Origin of the sequence: Pontibacillus salicampi, from assembly GCF_042434395.1 — a bacterium.
GTDB lineage: Bacteria > Bacillota > Bacilli > Bacillales > BH030062 > Pontibacillus > Pontibacillus salicampi.
Genome location: NZ_JBHLTP010000011.1, coordinates 325,815 through 352,741 on the forward strand (window position 1 = coordinate 325,815; position 26,927 = coordinate 352,741).

Consider the following 26,927-nt stretch of genomic DNA (forward strand, 5'->3'; position numbering starts at 1 on the left):
CATGTTTTATACCCAAAGCAGTACTATGCGAAAAATAGTAGAATTATTTCTCTTAATCATCGTCATGGCTGCCATCGATCCATTACTTAATATTAAATTGTCAGAATGGGATATCCGTCCCTTTTTCTTTTTTATTTTGTTATTCTCACTAAGATATGGATTGTACATAGGTGTGCTAAGCTTTCTTCTAGTAAGTTTATATCGAATAGGTTCGCTGTACATTGCTGGTGATGATGTACTGCTGTTATTTTACAATACATCGGAGCAAGCCTGGTTCTTTATCCATTTGCTTACAGCTATTGTATGCGGTCTTTATAGTACTTCCTTTCGAGAAAGGTATGAAAGCTTACACTATCGATTCCAAGAAACAGACGATGAAAACCAAGAGCTCACAGAAACTATTACCATGCTCGAACACTCTCATAAAAGAATGCAAGAGAAGGTACTAGATTCTGAGCATTCCCTAAATCGCATATTCCAAATAGGCCTTCGTCTGGACCAGCCATCTCCAGAGCTAGTAAGAAATGAGGCGATTAACGTACTATCCGAATTATTTCGTGCAGAAACGCTCGGGCTGTATCATGTAGACTCCTCTAAAAAATCATTACGCTTAAGATTAAGGAAAGGCGAAGCAGAGCATTTGCCACAGACCATTTTTACAGAGGGAGATTCGCATATTTACCAGAGAATGCTTACTCAAAAAACGATTATTCTCCGAACTGTAGAGGATGAAGCAGAGGCTCCTGTATTAGTAGGACCAATTGTCTCTCAAGATGAAGTGACAGAGGCAATCGTCATTCATCAGATTGACTTTGCTAAATTAACAAGCCATGAGCTTCAAATTATGTCTCTTATCCTTGAATGGACAGCGACACGAATTAATAGAGCCAATAGCCAAATGCAGCAGCAAGAAAGAAACTCCATGTACCCTGGTACTAGAATGTATAAACACGAGGCCTTTTCATCCCTTGTAACACAGCAGGAAAAGCGTAAGGAAGAATTTGATATACCATATAGTATATTAGAAATACCCTTTTATACCTCTGTAGATGTATCACTAGTAGAAACGGAAATAATTCTTCGTACCCGTTTAAGAGAATTAGATATAATAGCCTACAACCACTCGACAAGTACCTTTTACTTTTTACTTCCAGGTACCAATCAAGAGAATGCTGTAATTGTGCGAGAACGAATTAAGGCTCTCTTGCAAGAAAAGGATGGGATGTATGTTAGCTAACTTACTGTCACCTCCGTTTCTACTATCTATTTATCTTCTTCATTCATGTCTTATCTTAATAGCAGCTTATTGGTGGACCAAGCAGAAGCATCAGCAGGGATCCATTATTTGGATAGCTGTCGTTAGCTGTTTCCTCCCAATAATAGGAGAAATATTGGGAGGTATGGCATGGCTGCTTGCCAAACGATTCAGCTCTGAAAACTGGTTAGAGGACTACGAAGACTACGTCTCTTTTTCGGTATTGAATTTAGAATCTCTTCGTTATGAAGCTCATAAAACAAAGGACTTACTTCCCCTAACGGAAGCAATAACAGCAACAGAGCAGCAAAGACGCAGCGAGTTATTTGCAAGCTTATTACGTACCGTTATCCCGAATCAGGGCAAGTATTTACAGATGGGGCTTAATCATGACGATACAGAGACGGTCCACTATGCAGCAGCAACCATGAATATAATATTGGATCGTTATGAGAAAGAGCTTCACATTGCCAAGGAGCATTATATACCAAATGATCCCATCAGCCTTAAATCCTTGGCAGATGCATATGAACAATACCTTCGAAGTGGTGTACTCGAGCAAGGTTCTATACAATCCTTAGGGGGCGAATACCTTCACGTATTGGAAACAGAAGTACAATTTCTATCATCAGAGAAATGGCTATTTCTGTATCTAGGAAGCTTGTATGAGTTACTTCAATTAGATGAGCAAGCAATGGGAACCTACTATCAACTCATCAGCATGTTTCCAACTGATTCAGAAGGATATATCAAATTAATTCACCTGCACTACAATGAAAGAGATTGGATGACATTAAAGGAAATACTACAGCTTTTAAAGCAAAACGTACATCAGGATAAAATCCCGTCAGAGCAACGCTTCCTAATCCAGCACCTTGGAGGTGATATTTAATGAACAAACCAATCCTCCTTCGAATCAGTGGGTTATTTCTAGTGCTTTTAAGCATAATAGTCCTGCTCCAGCTATGGAGAATGGACTATTTTCAACAGGTTTTCACCCCTATTCAAGAGAAAGAGAAAGCATTTCCAACTTCCCAATCATCCAAGGAAAAAACACCTGGTAAAAAGGTACAAGTGTTTATACATAAAAATGAAAGTGATTTGTCACAGAATACGCTCAGCAATTTAGAGCACGCCTTACAATATGGAAAAGTAGACTATTCTATTATTAATAAGCAAGAGATTTCATCCATTAACCCCTCTCCATATCATGTGCTTGTATTAGCTGGAGAACATACAGACAATTGGCCGTTTGAAGACATCCAATCCTTTGTAAACAATGGAGGAAGACTATTTATAGGAGCGCGTTTTATCGATGAAAGATGGAATGATCTTCTTGGGATTAAACAGGTAGGGGACTATAAGGACCGTATTCAAGGTCTTACATTTGAAAAAGAACTCTTTCCTGGCTATGTAAACCTTGAATCAAATTCTACGTTATTTACTCATAGCATCGCTGATGTGACGTTAAATGAAGAAGCGAATCTTTATATTTCTACAATGAATAAACCAATCATGTGGACAAATCAACCGGGTAAGGGAAAAGTCGTGTATTGGAACACCACCTCACTTACGGAAAAAAGCTCTAGAGGCCTATTGCTTCATTCTTTAGGGTTACTGCCACCTACATTTGTAAGTGGGCAGGCTGGAATTAAAGCCATGCATATTGATGATTTCCCTGCTCCGGTACCAAGTGAGACAAATAGCATTATTGAGGAGCAGTACAATACTTCCGTCAAACAGTTCTATACCGATATATGGTGGGAGGATATGAAGCATTTAGGACGTGAATATGACGTAAACTATACCGGCTTTATGATTGGAACTTATAGAAAGGATACAGTGCTAGATAGTGAAGCTTTAAAGGATAGAATACGATATCCAATGCTTTATTTTGGAAGAGAGCTTGTAAAAGAAAACGGGGAGATAGGCTTACACGGTTACAATCACCAATCATTAGTTACTGCTGAGGAGACAATTGACCCGTCCTTTGGATACCGTCCCTGGCAAAGTAAAAGCGAAATGGTCGACAGTATAAACGTAGTAAAGGATACCTTTGCCTATTATTTTCCAAACAGGGAAATGGAAAGCTACGTTCCCCCTTCCAATGTTTTAAATCGCACAGGCGTAGAGGCACTATCGGACACACTTCCACACCTACAAGTTGTGGCTGCTCTTTACAGTGGTTCAAAAGAGAATGGGAGCTTTATCCAGGAATTTACTTACGATGAGACATTTGAGCATATCTATCATTTTCCTCGCATCTCAAGTGGATATGACCTAACAACAGAAGAACAATTTGTCATCTCGGATGCAGCAGCAAACTTTGGAGTCGTTTCTCACTTCATTCACCCAGATGATGTACTAGACCCTTATCGTTCCAAAGGAGAAGACTGGGAAAGCATGAGAGATGGCTATGAAGATATGCTTCAACATATAGCATCCCATTACCCTCACTTAGAAGGATTGACTCAATATCACGCATATCAAAAGATGGATGCCTATCAAAAATCGAAGATAACAGTAACGAGAGACGATAATACCCTCCATATTTCTGGAGAGGAATTGTTGCAGCCCTCTACGCTGTTTGTTCGGGTCAATGAGGATAGCGCATTGGAAACAGGGACTTTCTCTTTTGGAGAAGTCAGTCAATATGGTAAGGGAGCATCGCTTTATCGCGTTACATTAACGTCAGGAAACGCAGCATTACCAATAAAGGATGGATCGTCATGAAAATAGGCATCATTGTGGAAGGCAGCTACCCGTATGTAAGTGGCGGCGTTGCAAGCTGGACCCATACTATCATTAATCAAATGCCAGAGCACGAATTTGAAATTATAGCGATTACACCTAGGCAGCTAGGTGCTGAAGCATATCGGTATGATGTACCTGATAATGTAACAGGAATCACCAACCTCCCTCTTAATATGCATAGGGATGTGACCAAAAAGAAGCCCTCTCTTACCAAGGAAGAGGAACAAGTATTGCTTGACTGGCTTCTGTTTCGAACTACTGACTCCCGCGCACTCCATTTGTTTGCCAACAAATCCGGGAGTTCTGATTGTTTTTTCTCTAGTAAGCTATTCTGGAACATAGTCCAACGCAGCTACGAGGAAGAAGAACAAACTGGCTCTTTCATTAATTATTTCTGGATGTGGAGAGGGATGTATGCACCTGTAATGGAGCTTCTCCAATACCCATTTCCCAAGGTGGATATAGTCCATACTGCATCAACCGGATATGCTGGACTAGTCGGGGCTGCCATGAAAGATCAGCAGCATATTCCATATATTGTAACGGAGCACGGTATTTATTCCAGAGAGCGAGAAGAAGAAATATTACAAGCAAAATGGATTCCAGATTACTATAAACATAGATGGGTGCAATTCTACCACCATTTATCCAGGCAAGCTTATCAACAGGCGGATGACGTTATTACCTTGTTTGAACGAAATAGCCACCTTCAACACGAATTAGGCGCACCTAGTGAGAAACTGTCCATAATTCCAAACGGTATTCATTACGATAGACTTTCTCAGCTTGAAAAAGAAGAAGTCTCTCCTTTATTAAGGATAGGTGCAATCGTCCGAGTTGTTCCTATAAAAGACATTAAAACCATGATTAATGCAGCTAAAATTATGGCAGAAGCTCATCTACCCTTTGAAATGATTATCATGGGGCCTTTAGATGAAGAAAAAGAATATGCTGATGAGTGTCAACAGTTAGTAAAGCAATATCGTTTAGAGGAATATGTGTTCTTCGTAGGCAAAGTGAACATCATGGAGTATCTGCCCCGCTTTGACCTATGTCTATTAACTAGTATTTCAGAAGGGCAGCCTCTTGCGGTATTGGAAGGAATGGCTGCTGGAATCCCATGGGTGACGACAGATGTAGGGTCTTGCCATGAATTATTAAATGGAGCTAGTGACGATAGGTATGGTCCTGCTGGTTTTGTTGTTCCACCTGTTCACCCATCAAAAATAGCAGAAGCATGCCAATGGTTTTTCGATCACCCAAACGAAATGATTAAATTTGGGGAAAATGGACAAAAACGCGTACAAACGTATTATCAGGTTCAGCAATTCATTAGCCAATATAGAAACTTGTATGAAAGGAGGGAAATGCAATATGGCGGGCATAGGATTTAGACTGCAAAAGCTTTTTCAAGAGGATTACTTCTCTTCACGATTAAAAGCATTTGCATTTGCCGGACTAGTAACATCCGGCCCCTGGCTTATTATAATTACAAGCATCGCATGTATCCAATGGCTGACCTCCTCTTTAACACAAGTCAGCTTAGAAGAAAGAGAATTATTTAATATTGCGGTATCCTACTGCTTTATTTTTTCCCAGGTATTACTTGGATTACAGCAGTTAATTGTCACTAGATATGTAGCGGACCTATTTTACGAAAAACAATTTAGTTATGCTTTTTCTACATGTATTGGAATGAGTAAAATAACACTAGCAATAGCTATAATGGCATGGGGTTTATTTGCATGGTTTTCCCCCCTCCCTTTTCTCTACAAGTTAGCCTTATTAACCTTATTCATAACGATTAATCTGATATGGGTTTTATTTCTATTTCTCAGTGCCGCCAAAAACTATCAGGCTGTCGCATACAGCTTTGCTGCTGGAGGAATTACAGCTATTGCACTCGTTTATACCCTTGGGCAAAACACTTGGAGCGGTGCCTGGATGGACCACTCCACAAGTTTTCTTCTTATAGTAGGATTTACAATGGGAATGCTGATTACATTATTTGGTCTCTTTATGGCTATGCTCGTAACATTCCCGATACGAGAGACCAAGAATCAATATCAATTTTTATCCTATTATGACAAATATCCTTCCCTCTTTTGGACAGGATTCTTATATAATATGGGAATCTGGGTTTGCAACTGGGTTATATGGTTTGGAGAAGGAAATGCTACGCTCGTCGACACGTTTATATACAACAGAGTGTATGACACGGCTATTTTTTGGTCCTATTTAACCATCATTCCTACGTTGATTATCTTCGTTGTATCCGTAGAAACTAGATTTTATGAACGGTATCGAGTTTTTTATGGATATATCAACGAAGGTGGAACACTACAACAGATTAAGCGAGCTAAATCAAGTATGCGTATAGTACTTCGTCAGGAAATGGAACGCTTAATAAGAAGCCAAGGCATTGTAACGCTTCTCCTCATCCTAACCGCGGGCTATTTGTTTACTGCTTTATCTTTAGAGCCTCTTATCTTAAATATTTTTCGCCTTACTACGATTGGAGCATTTTCCAATGGAATGGTATTAGTCATTACCCTTCTCCTTCTCTACTTTGAGGATAGAAGAGGAGCTATGTACACATCTATTCTATTTTTCTGCTGTAACCTATTTCTCTCTGTTCTATTCCTTCCTATGGGAGTTCAAGGGTATGGGTTAAGCTTCTCGATTGGTTCTACGATCGCTTTCCTGTATTCTATCATTCGACTTATAGTATTTTTACAAGACGTCGATTACCATGCATTCTGCCGCCCTCATGACCTTTCTTTGAAACTTCCGAATCGCTCCTTTACAAGGCTGGCAGCTTTGCTCGATAAGAAAAAGATATTATGATACTTTAGGAAAAAAAAAGAACGCTATAGCAAATGCTATGGCGTTCTTCTTTTTAAGAAATATGCTCTTTTGCAACGGTTTCTGTTTCTCCTCTTGTCATGGAGAACACAGCTGCTCCAAGGGCTAGGACAATAAACATAGCTCCTATTGTAGCATTATATTCCACTGCTGATTGCTCAATAACGACACTGCCAATGAAGGAACCTATTGCAATTCCAAAATGAAGAGCAGAATTATTAAGGCTTTGTTGAATGTCTGACGAATGGGGCGCTGATTCAATGAGATAGCTTTGTTGAGCAGGAGTAACAGCCCAGCTCAACATACTCCAGATCACCATTACTACTAAAAACACCGGCAAGGAAAAAGTAGTATAAGGGATGACAAACATAGTTAGTGCAAAGACCGAAATGATACCGATGATACTTATCTTCGTACCAAACCGGTCTGCTAACATTCCACCTATGCCCCCTCCCATTACGGCGGCCACTCCAAATATTAAATACACAATACTAACCCAAGTTCCATTTAAACCAAGCGTAGTTTTTAAAAATGGTGTTAAATAACCGTATAACGTCAGGTGTCCAGCTAAAAATAGTAAAGACGTAAGCTGTGCGAAAAACAGCTTAGATTGCTTTAATGTTTTTAGTTGCTCCCTAATCGGAATAGAAGGTCTTGGTGCAAATTCCTCCATAAAGAAGTACACCCCAGCTATACAAATGATCGTAAGGAAAGCTATTAATATAAAGGGTGCACGCCACCCAAAGGCATTGCCAAGCATTAACCCAAACGGTACTCCAAGCACGAGCGATCCACTTATTCCCATAAATACTAGTCCAATCGCTCTTCCTCGATACGCTTCTGAGGCAATATTGGAAGCAAGGGTTACACACAGTACTACGAGTAACGCTCCGCTTGCTGCTGCAATAACACGCGCTGCCATTAGTACACTATAGGATGGCGCAATGATGGCAATTACATTACCAATAAAAAAAACAACTAGTGACCATTGCGTCAGCTTTTTTCTTTCTACATTTGAAGTTGCTGCTAGTAATAAAGGTCCTGCTATAGCAAAGACAACCGAAAAGATAGAAATTAATAAACCAGCTTGACCTACCGTGACGTCAAGGTCAATGGCAACAAGATCTAAAATACCTCCTATAATAAGCTCTACCATACCAACAATAAAGGCTACAATCGTCAATAAATATATTCGCTTGTCCATCCCGTTCGTCCTCTCTATTTAAGTTACCACTATAATGGTAACTTTAATGACAGGAAAGCACAAGTCTTCTTTTTTATATCCTACAAAATCTATCAAGTGTGCTACTATAGAGAAAAATAATATATAAGGAGCCATTATTTATGCTTCAACCATTCGGGTTTACTCAATATGAAAGCAAAGTATATGAAGCACTCATTACGATAGAAGAGGCCCTCGATGCAACAGCGATTGTGAAACGCTCCGGTGTACCACGAGCGAAAGTATATGAAGTGTTGCAGCGCATGAGCAACAAAGGTTTGGTACTCGAATCCACGGTAGACAAAAAGCGTGTGTACAAAGCCCTGCCTATAGACTCTACCATTAATAAGCTAAAAGCTGACTTCGAAGCAAATGTGGAAGAATTAAAACATATACCAAAGATCGAAGCGCCAAGCGATGATCGCGTTTGGACATTAAAAGAGGATCATTCCATTCAATCTATGCAGCAGGAAATGATACAGGAGGCTGAACAGACCATAGTTATTTCTGGCTGGGCGGACGATTTATCAAGTCACCTAGCACTATTAGAGGATAAAGAAGCTGAGGGGGTGGAAGTTGAGGTACACTCCATTGGTAAAGTGGACACGAACCTATCAAACGTATCCACGCTTGTCCCAAACTCGATGCACGAAACCTTGGAGCGAAGCAGAATTGTCATTATTGATCATAAGAGATTACTTTTTGCCGGCATGGAACAGCACGATTGGCAGGCAATTCAAACGCGGTCGAAGCCTCTAGTTAAATTTTTTACAGAGTTCTTCTATCATGATGTCGCCCTTACTGAAATTACGAAGCGCTATAGTAGCACTATTTTGGAAGATGATACGATTCGCGAGGTGCTAATGAAGCTACGATACTAATCTATCTGATTTATGGGCGGATTTTCTGATTTATGAGCGCATTTTTGAAAATATAAGCGAATTTATAAATTTATGAGCGAATATCGAAAAATATAAGCGAATTCCTAATTTTATAAGCGCACCCTTTCATAAAAAAGCTCCCCATCCTCAATCGGAAGGGGAGCTTAAAACTGTTCGTACCCCATTACATGCTGATACTTTTTTAGGAGCTATATTCTTTATACAATGATTCTTGGATGGCTTCCAACGGTTTATCCATGCTCGATTCGACTGCTGCTAAATAGGCTCCTTCTACAAGTGGTGCCTCAGCTATGTCAATAGACTGTAAATCCATCATTTCCAATGCCATTTCTGCATTCATCCTTGCACTGCCGATGTCGTAAAATAGGAGGGTTCCTTTCTCGGAATGAATGCCTTCTATCGCAGCTTGAATCTTATCTATACTCGTGCCAATACTACCATCGTCAGTACCACCAGCTATTGCAATCGGAACATCACCAACCACTTGCTTCAGAATGTCCTTTGTCCCCTCTACCACTTTTTCACTATGAGAGACAAGCACGATACCAACTAATTCCATTTGGCTCTACTCCTTTCCTTCTAGACTGTCTGCTAGGGAGGTGAATATATAATAGGACGAAACAGAGCCAGGATCCAAATGCCCTTTGGAGCGCTCTTTTAAATAGGAAGCTCGGCCTTTCGTGGCAATCATACCTTTAGTCTCTTCCATAGAGGAAGAAGCAATCTTTCGCAGCGTCTTTGGATGAAAGTCGTCCTGTTGATGAAGATATGCGGCTACAGATGACCATACATCCACCATTGTTTTTTCTCCTTGCTCCGCCTTCCCCCTTTGCTGTAAGCCAGCAACAGCTTGGTCCATTGACTCTACAAATGTGGAATAATCAACCTCTTCCGTACCCTTTGTTCCCATAGAAAGCTTTAAGAAAGCAGTACCAAATAACGGACCAGAGGCACCTCCCACATTAGACATTAACGTTTTAGCTACATCCTGCAATACTTCAGATACCGTTGAATAGGAAGTATCTGCGATAGTACTTACCACTGCCTCAAATCCCCTAGCCATATTAATTCCATGGTCGCCATCTCCTATGGCTTGATCCAATGAGGAAAGGTAGTCTTTATTAGATTGAATTTTATCGTTCGTTTGATACATCCATGCTGTTACTTGTTCTACGTGTAATACCATATGTTGCTTCCTCCTCTATACATGAAATCCAGGTGTTGAAGCTTCGGATTGCAATAATTCCGTTAATTCATCATCTAATTTTAATATTGTGACAGAGCAGCCTGCCATCTCGAGAGAGGTCATGAAATCACCTACAAATGTTCTAACAACTTCCATACCTTGCTTCTGCAGAATATCCTGTACTTTTCTATTCACAATATATAGTTCCATCTCTGGAGTTGCCCCAAGGCCATTAACCATTACAGCAATGTTGTCTCCTTCTTGCAGCGACAGATCTCCCAAAACATGCTGCGTTAATTCTTCTGCAAGTTCGTCAGCAGTGGCTAATTGCTTTCTTTCGATACCAGGCTCTCCATGTATGCCGATTCCAATTTCCATTTCGTTCTCATCCAATTCGAAGCTCGCCTTACCAGAACCTGGCATAATGCTAGGAGATAACGCTACTCCCATTGAACGCACATTGGCTACTGTCTTTTCTGCCACACGCTTAATTTCTTCCAATGCTGCACCATTTTCTGCAAGAGCACCAATAATTTTATGCACCAATACGGTCCCGGCAATGCCTCTTCTACCAGTAGTAAAGGAACTATCTTCTACCGCAACATCATCGTTAACGACAATGTAATCTGCTTTTATTCCTTCTGCCTCTGCCAGCTCTGCAGCCATTTCAAAGTTCATAATGTCTCCCGTGTAGTTTTTAATAATAAGAAAAACACCAGACCCAGAATCAACCGCTTTCATAGCTTCTAATATTTGATCAGGAGTAGGAGCAGTGAAAACCTCGCCAGCTACAGCTGCATCCAACATCCCTTTGCCTACATACCCCGCATGGGCAGGCTCGTGTCCACTGCCTCCCCCACTAACAATGCCCACTTTGTTAGCGATAGGAGCTTCTGTACGAACGACTGCTGAAGTATTAGGTAGTCGACGGATTACATGAGGATACGCCGCTACGACACCATCGACCATTTCCGTTACAACGTCATTGGTTTTATTGATTACTTTTTTCACTGTACTCCTCCTAAACGTTTTAATAATGTATTACATTTGGTATTTTCCACTGAACTGACAGCGCTAAACTCTATCTATTTTCCATCTGATGGAATAAGACTACTAAATATTTTATTACAAATATTAGAAAAAACATCACAAGAATAATACCATGATTTCTTGTGATGTTTCCGACTCCAACCTTATACAAACAATGCCATTAGAATTAAATCCTGATATCCTCGATTCAATTTAACCGCTTTTCGCTTTCTCCCCTCTTCCTCGAATCCAAAGCTTTCATATAAATGGATTGCCCCATGATTATCTTCCATAACTTCCAAGCATACTTTTTCTATATATGGATTTTCTTGTGCCCATTGAATTAAGGCGTCTAGTAAGATTCGACCTATTCCACTATTACGATACTCTGGCATCACAGTCATTCCAAATGATCCCTGATGACTTATTTTTTGTTTTTCTCCGTTACGAAATTCAATAGCCCCTACTAAATAGCCACCGATTTCAGCAATTACTTGAAGGTAATGTGGGTTTTCTCGAAAGGTTTGAATGACCTTACACATCTCCTCTACCTCTACCTTCTCTGCATCTTCGACTGTACTTAACATATAAGGGGCATCCTCTAATACTCTAATAGATGCTTTCATCATTCCCTCTGCATCATTCTCCACCGGTTCCCTTACAATTACCTCTTCCCCGTGCTTAGATACATAGGTTCCAAAGGCTGTTCTCTGCATCTGATTCTCTCCTCACCGAAAAAACGCATCATATTTATCTATATCCTCTGGCTTCAAGCCTGTACTATTCTGAGCTTCTTGCTGCATAGACTGATTACATTTCTTACATACATATCGGCTGTCTGGCTTTCTTCTAATCCTATAGTACTGTGAATCAGATGGACCGATGGTAAATTCCTTCTTACAGAAAGTACAATTCGTTTCCAGCATACTGTATTCCACCCTTATTAAATTGATTATAGTACCACTTCTATAATATCGAGCAATTCCCTTCCTATAAGAAAATGACTTTTTCTTATAGATTATTAATCCTTCTCTTAGATTACACATAACACCCATACAAAACGAATGTGGTTGGAATAGAATACATCATAGAGGAGGTGATAAAATGGAAAAATTTATTGCTCGCTTAAAAGGGAGAAATGAAGTTCCTCCAGTAGATACCAATGCCTTTGGCGTAGCAAAATTTATAGCTAACAGGCATTGTACTAAAATTAAGTTCTTCCTTGAGGTAAATAACATTGACAACTTCGTGCAAGCGCACATTCATGCCGGTAATCGCGATGAAAATGGGCCTGTACTTGCATTCCTTTTCGGAGCAGATGTTGCAACATTAGCAGAACAAAACGGTATTTCTACTAAAAAGGGTGTTGTTACAGGAATGATTACGGACGAGGATATCGAAAAAAACGATGTAGGCGTTAAAAATGTAGAAGATTTACTAGAACTTATGAGAAAAGAGCTAACCTACGTCAATGTGCATACAGAACAAAACGTCGGCGGTGAAATACGTGGGCAGATTATCCCTTTGGGGAAAAGAGAGTAACCTGTACCTCTTGAGCCGTTAATAGAGTTGGTGAGTAGTAAGTGCGTACCTACTACCATCTCCTTTTTATATGAATAAGTGGGGCAGTAATATCACATCATTACATAACAAAAAGAACCAACCCATAGAGTGGATTGGTTCTCTGTAAACCTACCGTGCTTCTTTCACTTTATCTACATACTGCTTAGCTTCTACTAATCCTAGTCCAGTTTTTTCTCTTACTAATTTTACAATTTCCGTTTCCTTTTTTCCATCATTGATCATAGCATGTACTTCTGAACTAATATCAATACTATCTGTTTTGGTGGACTGTTGAAGTTTAGCAATCCTGTTGTGAAGAACAAAAATATAGATTACTAGAGTTATAATAATAATGAAAGAAGCTGCTTCTACTAACATATCAATGACACCTATCTTTCTGTATAGTTTAGAATCCGCATTTATTTCTAACTTTTGTAAAACCGGAAAGCTCAGCAACCAATGCACTAAATGCTGCCGTTTTTTCACCGACTGTGGTTGCTCCTACTAATAGCTTTGCAGTTTCTTTAATGCCACCCAATGCATCTATGTATTTTTTAATTTTTGTTATTTTGGCAATAGGCAGCGCGTTTAAAGCGATAATTTCAGCAATAGCTAATGAGCATCCCCAAACCCCTTGAGTGCCATAGCCTTTGGAGGATGTTGAACCGGCAATGATAGCATCCTGAGCAGTCACATTCCGAGCATTTTTAACCACATTTGTTTCAATACCCTTTTCTGCAAAGTAGTTATTGATTTCCTCTGCATCTCCTCTAGCTAACATGTCATCCGGAATTTCTTCAATAGCTTCTAAAAGCGGCAGAAGTTGCTCCACCTCATTTTTTGTGTAGGTAGTTTGATTTTGATTCTCCAAGGAATCGTTCAGCTCCGCAGCATTCACGTGACTTACTGCGCTACTTACAGGTAACGTTAACATAACCATAGCTACTATCATAGCTATCACTTTCCGTGTCTGATACATCATACAATCATGCTCCCTCATGAATAATATTGTGTGAGAATCCGGAGGAAAAAACTGAAAAAATTTCCCTGTCCACAACTGACACCTTAAAGGAATTAATTACCATTTTCAATGATATATATAAAAATAGCACGAAAGTAACCTTCTTAGATTATCAAAATTAGTGGCTGCATTCTATCTAGTCTTAGATAACTATATACTAGGATCACGGTGTATGTTAGCGATGTTGCAATATATGAACTTATATCTAAAGAAGGACATACTTCTTATAAAAACAAAAGGCTGCCGATAAACGACAGCCCTAACTATAATGATTATTTTATTTTACACTTATCGCTCCTGCAACCCGAGCTTTTGCTTCTTCATACTCTCTTGTAAGCTCCTCTACTATTTCTGCTATTGGTTGCACGTTCTGTATTTGGTCAACCCCTTGACCTGCAGACCAAATGTCCTTCCATGCTTTGGAGTCGGTTTGATTAAGCTTCGATAAATCCACACTGCCTTTACTCGTGAGCCCCTCCATATCAATACCTGCTCTTTTAATACTTTCTTTTAAGTAATTGGCATGGACTCCTGTGAAGGCGTCCGTGTAAATTAAATCCTCTAATGTCGATTGTACTAGCATGTGCTTATACTCATCTGATGCCATGCTTTCTTTAGCTGAAATAAATTTCGTGCCGATATATCCCATATCCATACCAAGCGCTTGTGTGGCAAGAACATCGTTTCCGCTTGAAATACATCCAGCTAATATAGTAATCCCATCCCAGAATTCTTTTACCGCTCCGGCAAACGCAAAGTTATTAATGGTTCCTGCGTGACCTCCGGCTCCCGAGCTGACGAGTATCAGTCCATCCACTCCAGTAGTGGCTGCTTTTTTTGCGTGCGGGACATTGGCAACATCAGAGAAAACAAGCCCTCCATAGTCATGGACAATTTCCACGACAGCTGATGGATTCCCAAGCGAAGTGATAACTATAGGAGGCTGATATTTCTTTACTAGCTCCAAGTCTGTTTCGTACCGTTTGTTAGAGCGATGTACGATAAGGTTAACAGCCCATGGAGCAACTTTCCTTTGTGGATCTTCTTCCTTAGCTTCTGCTAACGCTTCCATAATCTGCACCATCCATTCCTCCAGAATTTCTGGTGTTCTAGCATTTAATGATGGAAACGAACCAATAATGCCTGCTTTACAGCTCTCCATAACGAGTTCTGGTCCTGACACTAGAAACATTGGTGCATTAATGACTGGTACTGTTAACTCTCTTGCAATAGGTTCTGGCAGTTTCGTAAGCATGGTCAAGCTCCTTCCTTAAACTGAATACTTATTCACTAATAGCTTTAATACGCCATCAACTGCCGTTTTTCCTGCTTGGTTGACAATCTTCTCTCGAACGGTCACTACGCCTGTTTCTCCCTTATCCTCCAAATCTACTATTTCTAAAGCGACGGAAATAGTATCATGAATAAAGGTAGGTCGTATAAAACGAAGCTTCTCTATCCCATAAAACGCCACTACTTTTCCAGGCTCTAAATCTATTAATCCCGTGCTGATGGATAAAATGAGCGCGCCATGGGCCACTCGCTGTTGAAAGGCCGTGTTCTTGGCGTATTCGATATCTGTATGAAGAGGAAACCAATCCCCACTCAAGGCAGAGAAATTAACTAAATCCGTTTCTGTAATGGTTCGACCATGAGATTCCCACGTCTCCCCCACCTCATACTGCTCGAAATATTTCGTGAACATAGTCATTCCTCCTTATTTTTTGACCGGTTGAGCTTTACGAAGCTGCGTTTTTAAAATCTTTCCTGTTGCATTTCTTGGTAACGCATTTAGAAATTCAATATGCTTTGGTATTTTGTAGTTTGCTAGCTTTTGGGCGCAGAACGTTTGTAAGGCTTCCCTCGTTACGGCTTGATCCTTTTGCTTTAATACGAGGAATGCTTTTGGAACCTCACCCCATTTCTCATCAGGCACACCAACGATAGCTGCCTCCTGCACATTTGGATGAGTGAAGAGGACCTGCTCCACTTCAATCGGATAAATATTTTCACCGCCGCTAATAATCATGTCTTTCTTACGGTCAACTATATACATAAAGCCTTCTTCATCCTTCATAGCTAAGTCACCTGTATGAAACCAGCCCTCTTTCATGACCTGTCTCGTCTCTATTGGCATATTCCAATATCCGGCGAAAATGTTAGGTCCCTTCACACACAATTCACCCACTTCTTTTATACCTACTTCCCTATCTAGCTCATCTACGATTCGGACTGCAGTATGCATCGGGTTTTTCCCAACAGAACCATTCTTCCGATAGGCATTTTCTTTGTCCAATATAGCTACAAACGGCGCTGTTTCTGTTAAACCGAACCCTTCGTAAAATGGGACATGTCTTTGCTGGAAGAATTCGATAACCGTTAGTGGACATGGTGCTCCACCAGAAATGTTTAACTGTAAAGAAGTGATGTCATACTCTTCTATATCAGGCGCATGCATAATGGCCATCCACATGGCCGGCACTAAGAACATACACGTTACCTGATGGGCCTGAATAAGGCTTAAAGTCTTACTTGGCTGAAAGACATCCTGAAGAATAACCGTACCCCCTAAATAAAACATAGGAGTAGTCAGTACGTTCATTCCCCCAATATGAAATAGAGGGGCTGGAGTCAACGTTGTATCCTCTTTATCCAAGCTTAACGCCTGGAGAATATTAATGGCGTTCCATTGTGTATTACCATGTGTGAGCATGGCTCCTTTTGGCTTTCCTGTCGTTCCGGAGGTGTACATCATCATATGAATAGCATCGTTTTCGCACTCTAGTCCTGGTTCCATAGAGGAGGATTGCTCTAACATGTGTTCATACGTAATATCTTCTACATCCGGTTCCTCCCCGACATACACATAATGAGTAATGTCCTTTACCCTACCCTTTAATCCGTTAATAACAGGAGTAGTCCTCTCCTCATAAATCATGACCCGAGCCCCAGCGTCCTTTGTTATATATTCTACTTCCTCGACACTAAGACGATAATTGATTGGGACAAATATAGCCCCCATCTTTGCACAAGCAAATAGAGCTTCTAATAATTCGTGTCGATTAAACAATAAAACACTAACGCGGTCCCCTTTCCGAACCCCGAGCTGCCATAATCCATTCGCCAATTGGTTAATACGTGTATTGAAGCTCTCATAGGTAAATACTTCTTCTTTATCAATCAGGGCAATTTTATCTGCTGTATGTTCTGTATGGTAAGTAATCCACGAACCAATCCCATTATCCATATCGTATCCCCCTTTCATTTTTAGTCCACAGACGTTTCGGACTGATAGTGATTATGATAACTAGAACGAACTACATGCTTTTGAATCTTTCCTGTTGAGGTCATCGGCAATTCTGAGACCATCACAACATCCTTTGGCACTTGAAAACCTCCTAAATGTTCCTTGCAGTAGGAAATAACCTCATTGCTTGTTAAGGATTCCCCTTCCTTTGGGATTACAAAAGCAGTCACAGCTTCAGTCCAGTGTTCATGAGGCAAGCCCACCACCACCGTATTGCCAACCTTTGGATGATTAATAATAGTCTGCTCTACTTTAATGGAGGCTACATTTTCTCCCCCTGTCTTAATCACATCCTTCTTTCGATCAACAAACACCATTTGCCCATTCTCGAAATACCCTAAGTCACCAGTGTGATGCCAGTTAAATAGTCTCGATTGCTCTGTTGCTTCTTCATTATGCAGGTACCCCTCCATCACATTGGGTCCCCGGTGAACTATTTCTCCCACCTGACCATCTGGAAGAAGATTTCCTTCTTCATCCATCACAGCTGTATCATTTATTAAGCTGCTTGTTCCCCAATAGGAGCCAAAGCGACGAAGCTGTTCTTCCGGTTTAAATACCATAGTGGCAGGGTACATTTCGGTTTGACCTGTACCAAGGGCAAACTTAGCACCGAGCTCTGTGACGCCTTTTTCTAATGTCGCTCGATCCATAGGTGCCATTGCATACACACACGTATCTAAGCACTGAATATCATAATTCATTCGTTTTGGGTGGAAAAGAATAGCTTTATACATAATAGGAAGGGCAAACATAAGAGTAATATCTTCTCGTTGAATGGTCTTCATGAGGGATTCAGGTTCAAATCCATTCACAATAATGGAAGTTGCGCCAATATGAAGGAAGGAGGTTAAGAATGTGTGCTGGGCGCAATGGAACATAGGCATTAGGATGGTCCCCTTTGTTTCGGGCTTTATGTCAATTTCAATTATATTAGCAAGGCTGGCAATATAAACACTAAGGTGACTAATCGCCACTCCTTTTGGGTTACCTGTTGTGCCACTTGTAAACATAATCTGGGCAATATCTCTGTCTTCCACATCTACTTCAGGCTCTTCCACAGACTCCTCATTAACGACCTTTAAAAAGGAAACGCCAAGTGGTGGATTCCCATCTCCAAATACGAGAATAGAATAATGATTGAAGTCGTCCTTATGACTATACAGGAAGGCAGGGTCCCCTATAATAGTTGTTGTTTCTACTTCTTCCAAAATATAAAGCTTTTCTGTCATAGAAATACCTGGATTTATAGGCACCCATACCAGTCCGGCTTTGGCTATACCATAAATCGCAACGGCGTGTTCGTAGGAATTTCCGGCAAGTGTGACGATTCGATCTCCCTTTTTATATCCATTTTGCAGCAAGTAGTTAGCGAACTGATTACACATCTCATCAAATTGTCGATAGGTTACTTCCGTTTCCTGATCAACAAAAGCAACTTTTTCTGGAAAACGGTTGGCCGCTCTCCTCACTATATCTCCTACAGCAACTCGGTTTACTTCATTAATAATCATCTATCCATCCCCTTCGATTGGAATAAAAAAGCATGATTCACCAATGACTACTCTACTACCTGCAATCGTTTCGCTAGAATCTCATTCATAATTTGGGTCGTTCCACCTCCTATTGATTGTATCCTGGCATCTCGCCAATACCGTTGAACATCGTATTCCATCATATACCCTGCTCCACCATGGAGCTGCACTGCCTCATCTGTTACCCGATTCACCATTTCACCGGCATATGCCTTAGCCATTGTTGCTTCTGTTGTAGCATCTTCTCCCTGCTGAATATAATAAAGCGCCTTATATGCCATGTGTCTTGCCTTTTCCAAATCCACTGACATGTCGACTAGCTTGTGACGAACAACCTGAAAGCCAGTGAGTGGCTTCTCAAATTGAATTCGCTCCTGTGTATATTTCTTTGTAGACTCGAAAGCCATCTCAGCCTGTGCTACAGCAGATAATGCCATCATAATACGTTCCCACTGAAAGTTTTGCATAATATAGGAGAATCCCTCATCTTCTTCCCCAATAATGTTCTCTTTTGGCACGACCACCTCGTCCAGATACAAATCAGCCGTATCTGATCCACGCCATCCGAGTTTGTCTAACCGCTTGCCAACGTGAAAACCACTCCTATCTGTATCGACAATGAATAGGCTTATATTGCGATGGACCGGCTTATCTAGCATCTTTGCTGCAACTACTACATAATCAGCGTTCACACCATTCGTAATAAAGGTTTTCGAGCCAGTAAGTACATAGTTTTCTCCTTCTTTCCGTGCTATGGTACTAAGGGAGGCGACATCGCTTCCTGTATTCGGCTCTGTGATGCCAAGGGCCGCAATTTTTTCACCATGTACCGCTGACCTGACATAGACTTGCTTTTGCTCCTCACTCCCGAAGTTCAGGATTGGGGTCATCGCAATTCCCATATGAGCGCCTATTGCCGCAGCGGCTCCAGCAGAACCACATTTATTCAACTCCTCCACTAACACCGCTTCTGTTACATAGTCTAATCCGAGCCCCCCATACTGTTCCGGCACTTTAATTCCTAAATAACCGAGGTCTCCCATTCTTTTGAAAAAACTTCTTGATACTTCCCCTTGCTCTTCCCAAGCTAACACATGTGGTTTTACCTCTTTGTCTACAAACTTTCGGAATGACTTTCGAAACATCTCATGCTCTTCTGTAAATATCCAATGGTTATTCATTTCTACACCTCCTCCTTACAATTCCAACTGCTTCGAAATAATTTCTTTCATCACTTCATCTGTCCCGCCACCGATTCGATATACTCTACTGTCTCTCCAAATACGCTGAACGGGGTTATCCATCATATACCCACTACCGCCAAAAATTTGAATAGCTCTATCTGATACCCAATGAACCATTTTGGCTGCAACAAGCTTAGACATCGATATCTCTTTACTAGGTACCTCCCCGTTGGCAAAGCGCAACGCTGTCGCATACGTAAGCTCCCTGCATACTTCAATTTCGGTTTTCATTTCGACCAGTAGATGAGATATAACCTGAAATTGGTTAATCGTCTTCTGAAACGCCTTGCGTCTCTTCGCATATTCATAAGCGCATTCATAGACATATTCAGCCATCCCAATTGCTCCAGCTGCACCAATCATTCGTTCCCCCTGGAGCTCCCACATTATATGGGCAAAGCCATTCCCCTCCTCCCCAAGTAGGTTAGCATGTGGAACTCGAACATTATCAAAGATAAGCTCTGCTGTATCAGAGGACCGCATCCCCACCTTGTCGAGCTTCTTACTAACCGAAAATCCAAGCCGATCCGATTCGACTAAAAATAAGCTTATCCCTTTATAACCAGGCTCATCGGATGTACGCGTGACAAGGGTTACAAAGTCAGCCCGGGGACCATTGGTAATATACGTTTTCGAACCATTTATCACCCATTCATCCCCATCTCGATACGCTCGAGTTTGTATGTTTGCTACATCAGATCCATGGTTCGGCTCGGAGATACCTATTGCAGCTATCTTATCCCCTAGAATCGCTGGTTTTAAAAACCGCTCTTGCTGCTCCCTCGTGCCAAATTCTAAAATTGGCGGCGTTGCCATATCTGTTTGCACCGCTACCGCCATTGGAAAGCCTCCTGCACCACAACGCCCAAGCTCCTCCGCTAGAACAACTGCAGCAAAATAATCCCATCCCTGACCACCAACCTCCTCTGGGTAACGCACGCCTAAAAATCCGAGGTCTCCCATGCGCTTCATCATCTTCCTTGGATATTCACCAGCCTCTTCCCATTCATCCACAAAAGGGGTTACCTCTTTCTCTACGAATTGACGAATCGTTTTTCTAAGTTGATTATGTTCTTCTGTAAAATAGGGATTAGACCGTTTCAATTTATACGCGTTTTTCGCCATTACTGCTCCACTCTCCTTTCACTACTGCTTCCTTTAATTTTGCTTTCTGTATTTTTCCTGCTGGAGTCATTGGTACCTCCTCCACAAATATAAATTCTTTCGGAACCTTATAATCCGATACATGCTGGAGACAGTAGTCCGTTAGTTCCTCGGCAGTTGGCTTTGCTTTTGAAGCAGGAACAATGTAATACCTTCCTATTTCCCCCATCCACTTATCAGGGACCCCAATTCCAGCAGCAAGGGCAACTTTGGGATGCTTAGTAAGCACATTCTCTATTTCTACTGGAAAGACATTAAAGCCACCAGTTACATACATTTCCTTCTTCCGCCCTTTGAAATACACGTAACCGCCTTCCTCTATGGAAACCATGTCTCCCGTACATAGCCAGCCATCCTCAGTAAACGTATCTTGTGTAGCGTCCTCCATGTTGTAATAGCCTTTAGCTACACAATCTCCTCTAATCATAAGCTCTCCTACTTCCCCAGGAGAGTCATCAAAATGGTTATCCTTTTCTACCCTTGCCTCAAAATCACCTATGATAACACCAATGCTTTCCCCTATTCTTTCTACTGAATCTTCGAAATTAGAAAGGATACATGCTCCTGATGTTTCACTTAAACCATATAAATTTACTAAGTGAGCCGTAGGAAAGACGCGTACCATGTCATCAGCAAGTCCAGGCTCGACATTAGAACCTCCCACAATACAAAGCCGCAGTGAAGAAACATCATAGGAGGACACCTCTTCTTGGCCAATGAGCATGTAATACATCGTAGGTACCCCGCCTAATATGGTTGCCTGATACTGTTCGATTGTATTTAATACTTGCTTTGGGTGAAAAGAAGGAACTAAAGCGACCTTACTCCTGCTCACGAGAGCGACCATTACAGTGCAGGTAATTCCTCCCACATGGTTGAAGGGCAGGGCACCAATTGCTAAGTCATTGTCTGTAACTTGAAAATGATCCACCTGAGCCTTAGCTGAAGCTAGTATGCTCTTATGTGTTATCATCGTTCCTTTTGGCTTTCCAGTCGTCCCAGATGTATAAATCATAAGTAAAACCTCTTCAGGTGTTATGGTTGGAGTAGCTATCATTAATTCCTTTTTTCGTTCCATTAGCTGCTGGAACGAATAGCTTCCTGTAAATCTGGAATTATCGCCAATGAAAATATAATGCTCCACAGAAGGAAGTCTGTCCTCTAGCCGTTGGTAGAAGGATACATAATTGAAATCTCCTAATGCGTCCACGCTTATAATCGCTTTTACGTCCGCATTATTGACCATATATTCTATCTCGTTATCCCGATACCTTACATTCAACGTCACCACAGTGATGCCTAGCTTGGCTGCAGCAAAAAATGCAAGCAGCCATTCCGATTGGTTTAACGCATTTATAGCGATATGATCCCCCTGTTTCAGTCCTAGCGAATATAAAGATGATGCGAGGGTATCACTTAATTGATCCATATCTTGAAAGGTGAAATTCTGATTCCCTTCATACAAAAATACGGTATTTGGAACAAGATTAGCGGCTTCCTGTAAGGATTCAACTACTGTCTTATTCATTTCACCACCCCTTATATGATATCGCTTACATTTTTTTCGTTTTCTGGAATATCAATTGTCATACGCAATAAATTTGCCGCAAAGCATTTACCTAAATTGTCTAACCGAACCGAATTTGACCCTCCACCGGCTAAGGCCTCGGTGCATACAAAGTTAAGTGCGCCAATATTAGGGAGTTCATACCTTGTTACTGTTCCATTCACTAACCCTGTTAAATGTTCCTTTACCTTATCACTAGTAACCTGATCCACCAGATAAGAATAAGCCCCTTCCTCTTTGGCGATAAGACCGATATTTACCGTATTGCCCTTGTCGCCGGAGCGAGCCTGCGCTATCTCTACTAGCTGGACGCTAGACATACAACGTCACCTCCTCTATTTGCATCTCTACATTACGCTCCACTATTTGCCGAGGTATAAGCGCAGCCCACATCCCTATTAATTTTCGTGGCGGAATGTTGCCGAGATAGGCCCCCATACTTGGCGGACCATTTAACGCCAATGGAGGGAATAAACGACTAAATTGCAACGCTTCCTTTTTAGTAGTAGTACGGATCGCCATACGTAAATAAATTTCATTAACGTCCTGTGACGGATGAGTCGCAAGTGGTCCATGCAAAGAGTTATAGCCAATGTAATCCGTATGGAGCTCCTTAAAGGAGAGTCCAGAGCGGCTCACTTTCTTCCGAATAATCTCATTCGCTTTTTCTGCTTTTGGTAACGCATTCGGCCAAGAAAAGCCTACTAATACCTGACCCATATATCCATTTTCGTACCCCATTACTACCTTGAGCTCCGAAGGCTTTGGCTTTCCCTTCACGCCGCTAACCTTCACCTCATTCCTTCCTGTTTCATCGAGCTGAACCTTTGTCAAATCAACAATGACGTCTGGAGTTATATAATGGGAAGGGTCATGAATTTCATACAGCATTTGCTCCTTCACTGTATCTGCAGTGACCATCCCTCCAGCTTCCTCGACCTTCGTTACGGTGAAATCGCCATTAGGTTCACAAATTGCAATGGGATAGCCTATTTGATCCATTGCCTCTATACTCTGCCAGTCCCCACTAAAATTACCACCTGTGGATTGTGCAGAGCATTCCAGTAGGTGACCCATAAATACGCCACTTGCTAAACAATCCCAATCATCTTCCTGCCAGTTAAATTCATACAGCAATGGTGCAAGAAATTGAGCCGTGTCTGTCGTCCTCCCGGAAATAACAACATCAGCCCCCATACGCAGCGCTTCCACTAGTGGTTTTGCACCAACATACGCATTTGCAAATAATAACCTGTCCCGTACACTGTCTATTGACTCCCCCGTTTCCCAATGGTTCAACTTTACACCCTCTGACTCTATGTTTTCTAAATGAGGCATGAGGTTATCCCCCGTCACTACCGCAACCTTTATATCTGATAACCCAAGTTTACGAGCTACGCGAATGACCTCCTGCTGTGCCCCAACTGGATTCATACCACCTGCATTGGTTAACAGCTTTATTCCCTTCTCTTTTACAAAGGGCAATAAGGACGTCATGGCTGTAGTAATATCCCTCGTATAACCTAAGGAAGCATCCTTCTCCTGATCCTTCTGTAGAATGGCCATGGTTAATTCTGCTAAACTATCGAAGCAGAGATAATCGACATCACCAAACCGAGCGCTCGTTACAGCCGGTTCTATCGTATCTCCGTAAAACCCTTGTGCCGCACCAATTTTTACAGTTTTCATCCTCTACCTCCTCTCTTTAATCCGTACAATCGATAACAGGATCCCCCTCCTGAATAAAGTCACCTTCCCCGACTAGTATCTTCTGAACTGTACCTACCTGAGAGGCCTCTATTGGAATTTCCATTTTCATAGACTCTAAGATAATTAGTACATCCCCCTGGTCAATAGTACCTCCTTCCTTGACCATAATCTTCCACACATTTCCACTCATCGGTGCACTGTATTTCATCCGTTATCCTCCTCTATTTTCCTTTCCATTCGGGAGACCGTTTTTCCATAAAAGCTGCAGCGCCCTCCTTCAAATCCTCACTTTTAAAAGAAACTAATCGTAAATTGGTTAGGTAATCAAAGGAACGCATAAATTCCATTTCATCGGTTGCAAAGTGGGCATCGAGTGCCAGGCCAACCGCTAAAGGACTATAGGACGCAATCGTCCTGGCTGTTTCCATAGCTCGTTCCTGTAATCGATCCGCCTCGACTACTTCATGAACTAGTCCTACATCCTTAGCCTCCTGGGCGGACAAGATTTCCGCTTTCAGCATAAGCTCCAGCACTTTCCTATTCCCGACAGCTTTCCTTACCCAAGGCAAAATGACATAGGGCACAATACCAAGCCTAAGCTCCGTCAAGCCAAGCTTTGCAGTATTTGCTGCAATGGCAATATGACACATTGCCACAAGCCCTGTTCCCCCTCCTAAAGCAGCACCATTAACGGCAGCAATCATAGGGGTCTGAATCGTAGCCCCGAGCTTAAACAGCTCTGTACTGCTTCTTCCTTCGGCATAGAGCTGTGGAAGCCCTTTATCAAAATTCTGTTGAAATTCTTCTAAATTTCCTCCCGCCGAAAAGGCTTTACCTGCCCCCGTCACAATGATTGCACGAACCTCATCATCCTCATCTGCTGCCTTAATGGCTTGAATTAGCTCCTGAACAAGCTGTTCCGTTAAAGGGTTACGCGACCCTGGTAAATGAAGGGTAATCGTTGCAACATGTTCATTTACTTCATAAAGAATAGTTTCATATAACATTTCTGATCCTCCCATCCTTATACAGGGTGAATTGCATTTCGTTTTTCCGGTGTAGTTACGCGTTTTGTTTTATACAAATAAAATCTTTTTTGTATCGACGTACGCACCTCGTCAAAACCAATAATGTCATCGACAATAAGCTCTGACCCAAGCTTATGGATATTGACGTTTTGGGAATACTCTTCTCTTTTTGCTGCTACAAATGCCTCTCGCTCCTCCTCTGGAAGCTCCTGAATTTTGTTATAGTAAACCGCATTGACGGCCGCTTGCGGACCCATGACAGCAATAGAGGCACTCGGCAAGGCTAAGACTGCATCTGTACCAAATGCTGGCCCTGCCATCGCATACAAACCAGCTCCATAGCATTTCCTCACCACTAAGAGCATTTTAGGAACAGCTGCCTCTGACAATGCGGATATCATTTTAGCCCCGTGACGAATAATCCCGCTTTGCTCCACTTTAGAGCCAATCATATAGCCCGGGACATCAGACAGGAATAAAAGAGGAATCCGATAGGCGCTGCATATTTTAATAAACCTGGCTGCCTTATCAGGTGAATCCACGAATAATGTCCCTCCCTTTACCTTTGGCTGGTTGGCAACCACTCCTGTCACCTTGCCATCTATACGACAGAAGCCGGTAATAAGCTCAGGAGCAAACAGCTTTTTATATTCAAACCACGTCCCCTCGTCAATGATTCCATCAATAAATTCATACATATCAAAGGGAGAATTTTGATGTAATGGGACAATGTCTTCAAGCCTTCGGCCTTGTGCAGGAGAAACAGAAGCAGCCTCAGGTGGAGTTTCCCGAAAATTTTGCGGCATGAGTCGCAAATATGATATACAAGCATCGATTGCTTCCTGCTCATTGGATACAAGCACATCACCCAATCCGCTGACAGAGCAATGCATCTTAGCTCCGCCCATTTCATCCATCGTTGTCTTCTCTCCAATGGCCATTTCCACCATACGAGGAGAGCCTAAGTAAGCAGAAGCGTTCTGGTCAACCATGATAACTAAATCTGAAAATGCCGGTACATAGGCAGCCCCTGCCGGTGATGGCCCAAATAGGATACAAATTTGCGGCACGCTTCCAGACATTTGAATTTCGTTATAAAAAACCTTCCCACCCTGTCTTCTGCCTGGGAATACGTCCAGCTGTTCCGTAATGCGAGCTCCTGCAGAATCTATTAAGTAAAGAATGGGAATCTCAAGCTCCATTGCTTTCTCCTGAATTCGTATATTCTTTTCTACTGATTTCGGACCCCATGATCCCGCCTTCACCGTGGAATCTGCCGCGAGAAAACACACCGGCCTTCCACCTATTTCCCCAATCCCTGTCAGACAGGCATCTGCTGGAAGATCATGATCCTCAGAATTGGCAAAGAGACCATCCTCCACAATGGACCCTTCATCAAATAATCGGTCCAGCCTCTCCCGTACAAAGAGTTTACCTTTCGCTTCATTATGCTGATGATACTTCTCTTTACCTCCCTTCATAATTCGCTCTTTTTCTAATTCATATGAGGATTGATCCTTTCGTTTATCTGCTACATGACTATTGTTTTTTGGATAAGATGACATGGTTACCCTC

General features: G+C 41.7%; 27 protein-coding genes. 7 read left to right on the forward strand and 20 right to left on the reverse strand.

Features of this window, described 5'->3' with window-relative positions; genetic code table 11:
* The first annotated feature begins 1 nt into the window (after position 1).
* The 5 genes from ACFFGV_RS13745 to pelG are packed head-to-tail and all read left to right on the forward strand — an operon-like array spanning position 2 to position 6,856.
* Positions 2 to 1,237 (forward strand): GAF domain-containing protein, encoded by a 1,236-nt coding sequence (locus ACFFGV_RS13745; protein WP_377348827.1) that lies wholly within the window; start codon positions 2 to 4, stop codon positions 1,235 to 1,237.
* Positions 1,227 to 2,147 (forward strand): hypothetical protein, encoded by a 921-nt coding sequence (locus tag ACFFGV_RS13750; RefSeq protein WP_377348829.1) that lies wholly within the window; start codon positions 1,227 to 1,229, stop codon positions 2,145 to 2,147. The genes ACFFGV_RS13745 and ACFFGV_RS13750 overlap by 11 nt, the downstream gene beginning before the upstream one ends.
* Positions 2,147 to 3,988, forward strand: coding sequence for a DUF2194 domain-containing protein (locus ACFFGV_RS13755; protein ID WP_377348831.1), 1,842 nt, complete (start codon positions 2,147 to 2,149; stop codon positions 3,986 to 3,988). Before ACFFGV_RS13750 ends, ACFFGV_RS13755 begins: the two co-directional genes overlap by 1 nt.
* Complete coding sequence (gene pelF, locus ACFFGV_RS13760) at positions 3,985 to 5,403, forward strand: GT4 family glycosyltransferase PelF (RefSeq protein ID WP_377348834.1); 1,419 nt, start codon at positions 3,985 to 3,987, stop codon at positions 5,401 to 5,403. The genes ACFFGV_RS13755 and pelF overlap by 4 nt, the downstream gene beginning before the upstream one ends.
* Complete coding sequence (gene pelG / locus ACFFGV_RS13765; RefSeq protein WP_377348836.1) at positions 5,384 to 6,856, forward strand: exopolysaccharide Pel transporter PelG; 1,473 nt, start codon at positions 5,384 to 5,386, stop codon at positions 6,854 to 6,856. The genes pelF and pelG overlap by 20 nt, the downstream gene beginning before the upstream one ends.
* Positions 6,857 to 6,908: 52 nt before the next feature.
* Here the strand turns inward: pelG and ACFFGV_RS13770 are convergent, their stop codons facing one another.
* Positions 6,909 to 8,078: an MFS transporter gene (locus ACFFGV_RS13770; protein ID WP_377348838.1), complete on the reverse strand. Its 1,170-nt coding sequence runs from the start codon at positions 8,076 to 8,078 to the stop codon at positions 6,909 to 6,911.
* 140 nt (positions 8,079 to 8,218) lie between these two features.
* On the opposite strand from ACFFGV_RS13770, the gene ACFFGV_RS13775 reads away from it, so the two are divergent.
* The gene (locus tag ACFFGV_RS13775; RefSeq protein ID WP_377348840.1) at positions 8,219 to 8,977 is read left to right on the forward strand and encodes a TrmB family transcriptional regulator; all 759 of its coding nucleotides are present in this window, start codon (positions 8,219 to 8,221) and stop codon (positions 8,975 to 8,977) included.
* A 202-nt stretch (positions 8,978 to 9,179) separates the two neighbouring features.
* On the opposite strand, the gene dhaM is transcribed toward ACFFGV_RS13775, so the two are convergent.
* From dhaM to ACFFGV_RS13800, 5 genes are all read right to left on the reverse strand, one after another.
* Complete coding sequence (gene dhaM, locus ACFFGV_RS13780; RefSeq protein ID WP_377348842.1) at positions 9,180 to 9,557, reverse strand: dihydroxyacetone kinase phosphoryl donor subunit DhaM; 378 nt, start codon at positions 9,555 to 9,557, stop codon at positions 9,180 to 9,182.
* 6 nt (positions 9,558 to 9,563) lie between these two features.
* A complete protein-coding gene (dhaL, locus tag ACFFGV_RS13785) occupies positions 9,564 to 10,184 on the reverse strand; it encodes a dihydroxyacetone kinase subunit DhaL (RefSeq protein WP_377348845.1) in 621 nt (206 codons plus the stop codon).
* 15 nt (positions 10,185 to 10,199) lie between these two features.
* Positions 10,200 to 11,195: a dihydroxyacetone kinase subunit DhaK gene (gene dhaK / locus ACFFGV_RS13790; RefSeq protein WP_377348848.1), complete on the reverse strand. Its 996-nt coding sequence runs from the start codon at positions 11,193 to 11,195 to the stop codon at positions 10,200 to 10,202.
* Positions 11,196 to 11,377: 182 nt separating this feature from the next.
* Entirely contained in the window at positions 11,378 to 11,842 is a 465-nt protein-coding gene (locus ACFFGV_RS13795; protein ID WP_377349311.1) for a GNAT family N-acetyltransferase, read from the reverse strand.
* A gap of 99 nt (positions 11,843 to 11,941) precedes the next feature.
* Complete coding sequence (locus ACFFGV_RS13800) at positions 11,942 to 12,139, reverse strand: hypothetical protein (RefSeq protein ID WP_377348850.1); 198 nt, start codon at positions 12,137 to 12,139, stop codon at positions 11,942 to 11,944.
* 178 nt (positions 12,140 to 12,317) lie between these two features.
* On the opposite strand from ACFFGV_RS13800, the gene ACFFGV_RS13805 reads away from it, so the two are divergent.
* The gene (locus ACFFGV_RS13805) at positions 12,318 to 12,755 is read left to right on the forward strand and encodes a CHRD domain-containing protein (RefSeq protein WP_377348852.1); all 438 of its coding nucleotides are present in this window, start codon (positions 12,318 to 12,320) and stop codon (positions 12,753 to 12,755) included.
* Positions 12,756 to 12,905: 150 nt separating this feature from the next.
* On the opposite strand, the gene ACFFGV_RS13810 is transcribed toward ACFFGV_RS13805, so the two are convergent.
* The 14 genes from ACFFGV_RS13810 to ACFFGV_RS13875 all read right to left on the reverse strand — a co-directional run bounded on the left by ACFFGV_RS13810 (position 12,906) and on the right by ACFFGV_RS13875 (position 26,917).
* A complete protein-coding gene (locus tag ACFFGV_RS13810) occupies positions 12,906 to 13,154 on the reverse strand; it encodes a ribosomal protein L7/L12 (protein ID WP_377348853.1) in 249 nt (82 codons plus the stop codon).
* 28 nt (positions 13,155 to 13,182) lie between these two features.
* Positions 13,183 to 13,758 (reverse strand): hypothetical protein, encoded by a 576-nt coding sequence (locus tag ACFFGV_RS13815; protein WP_377348855.1) that lies wholly within the window; start codon positions 13,756 to 13,758, stop codon positions 13,183 to 13,185.
* A gap of 316 nt (positions 13,759 to 14,074) precedes the next feature.
* The gene (locus ACFFGV_RS13820) at positions 14,075 to 15,052 is read right to left on the reverse strand and encodes an NAD(P)H-dependent flavin oxidoreductase (RefSeq protein WP_377348857.1); all 978 of its coding nucleotides are present in this window, start codon (positions 15,050 to 15,052) and stop codon (positions 14,075 to 14,077) included.
* 15 nt (positions 15,053 to 15,067) lie between these two features.
* A complete protein-coding gene (locus tag ACFFGV_RS13825) occupies positions 15,068 to 15,502 on the reverse strand; it encodes a MaoC/PaaZ C-terminal domain-containing protein (protein WP_377348860.1) in 435 nt (144 codons plus the stop codon).
* 12 nt (positions 15,503 to 15,514) lie between these two features.
* Entirely contained in the window at positions 15,515 to 17,044 is a 1,530-nt protein-coding gene (menE, locus tag ACFFGV_RS13830) for an o-succinylbenzoate--CoA ligase (RefSeq protein WP_377348862.1), read from the reverse strand.
* 20 nt (positions 17,045 to 17,064) lie between these two features.
* Positions 17,065 to 18,618 carry an AMP-binding protein gene (locus ACFFGV_RS13835; protein ID WP_377348864.1) on the reverse strand — a complete coding sequence of 518 codons (1,554 nt, stop codon included), beginning with the start codon at positions 18,616 to 18,618 and terminating at the stop codon, positions 17,065 to 17,067.
* 47 nt (positions 18,619 to 18,665) lie between these two features.
* Positions 18,666 to 19,820 carry an acyl-CoA dehydrogenase family protein gene (locus ACFFGV_RS13840; RefSeq protein ID WP_377348867.1) on the reverse strand — a complete coding sequence of 385 codons (1,155 nt, stop codon included), beginning with the start codon at positions 19,818 to 19,820 and terminating at the stop codon, positions 18,666 to 18,668.
* Positions 19,821 to 19,835: 15 nt separating this feature from the next.
* Entirely contained in the window at positions 19,836 to 21,008 is a 1,173-nt protein-coding gene (locus ACFFGV_RS13845) for an acyl-CoA dehydrogenase family protein (protein WP_377348870.1), read from the reverse strand.
* Complete coding sequence (locus ACFFGV_RS13850) at positions 20,989 to 22,575, reverse strand: class I adenylate-forming enzyme family protein (RefSeq protein ID WP_377348873.1); 1,587 nt, start codon at positions 22,573 to 22,575, stop codon at positions 20,989 to 20,991. Before ACFFGV_RS13850 ends, ACFFGV_RS13845 begins: the two co-directional genes overlap by 20 nt.
* Positions 22,576 to 22,586: 11 nt before the next feature.
* Entirely contained in the window at positions 22,587 to 22,934 is a 348-nt protein-coding gene (locus ACFFGV_RS13855) for an AtuA-related protein (RefSeq protein ID WP_377348876.1), read from the reverse strand.
* Positions 22,927 to 24,303, reverse strand: coding sequence for an acyclic terpene utilization AtuA family protein (locus tag ACFFGV_RS13860; RefSeq protein WP_377348878.1), 1,377 nt, complete (start codon positions 24,301 to 24,303; stop codon positions 22,927 to 22,929). Before ACFFGV_RS13860 ends, ACFFGV_RS13855 begins: the two co-directional genes overlap by 8 nt.
* A 16-nt stretch (positions 24,304 to 24,319) precedes the next feature.
* Positions 24,320 to 24,532, reverse strand: coding sequence for a biotin/lipoyl-binding carrier protein (locus ACFFGV_RS13865; RefSeq protein ID WP_377348881.1), 213 nt, complete (start codon positions 24,530 to 24,532; stop codon positions 24,320 to 24,322).
* A 13-nt stretch (positions 24,533 to 24,545) separates the two neighbouring features.
* Positions 24,546 to 25,331: an enoyl-CoA hydratase/isomerase family protein gene (locus ACFFGV_RS13870; RefSeq protein ID WP_377348883.1), complete on the reverse strand. Its 786-nt coding sequence runs from the start codon at positions 25,329 to 25,331 to the stop codon at positions 24,546 to 24,548.
* 17 nt (positions 25,332 to 25,348) lie between these two features.
* Positions 25,349 to 26,917, reverse strand: a complete 1,569-nt coding sequence (locus ACFFGV_RS13875) for an acyl-CoA carboxylase subunit beta (protein ID WP_377348885.1) — start codon at positions 26,915 to 26,917, stop codon at positions 25,349 to 25,351.
* Positions 26,918 to 26,927: the final 10 nt, after the last annotated feature.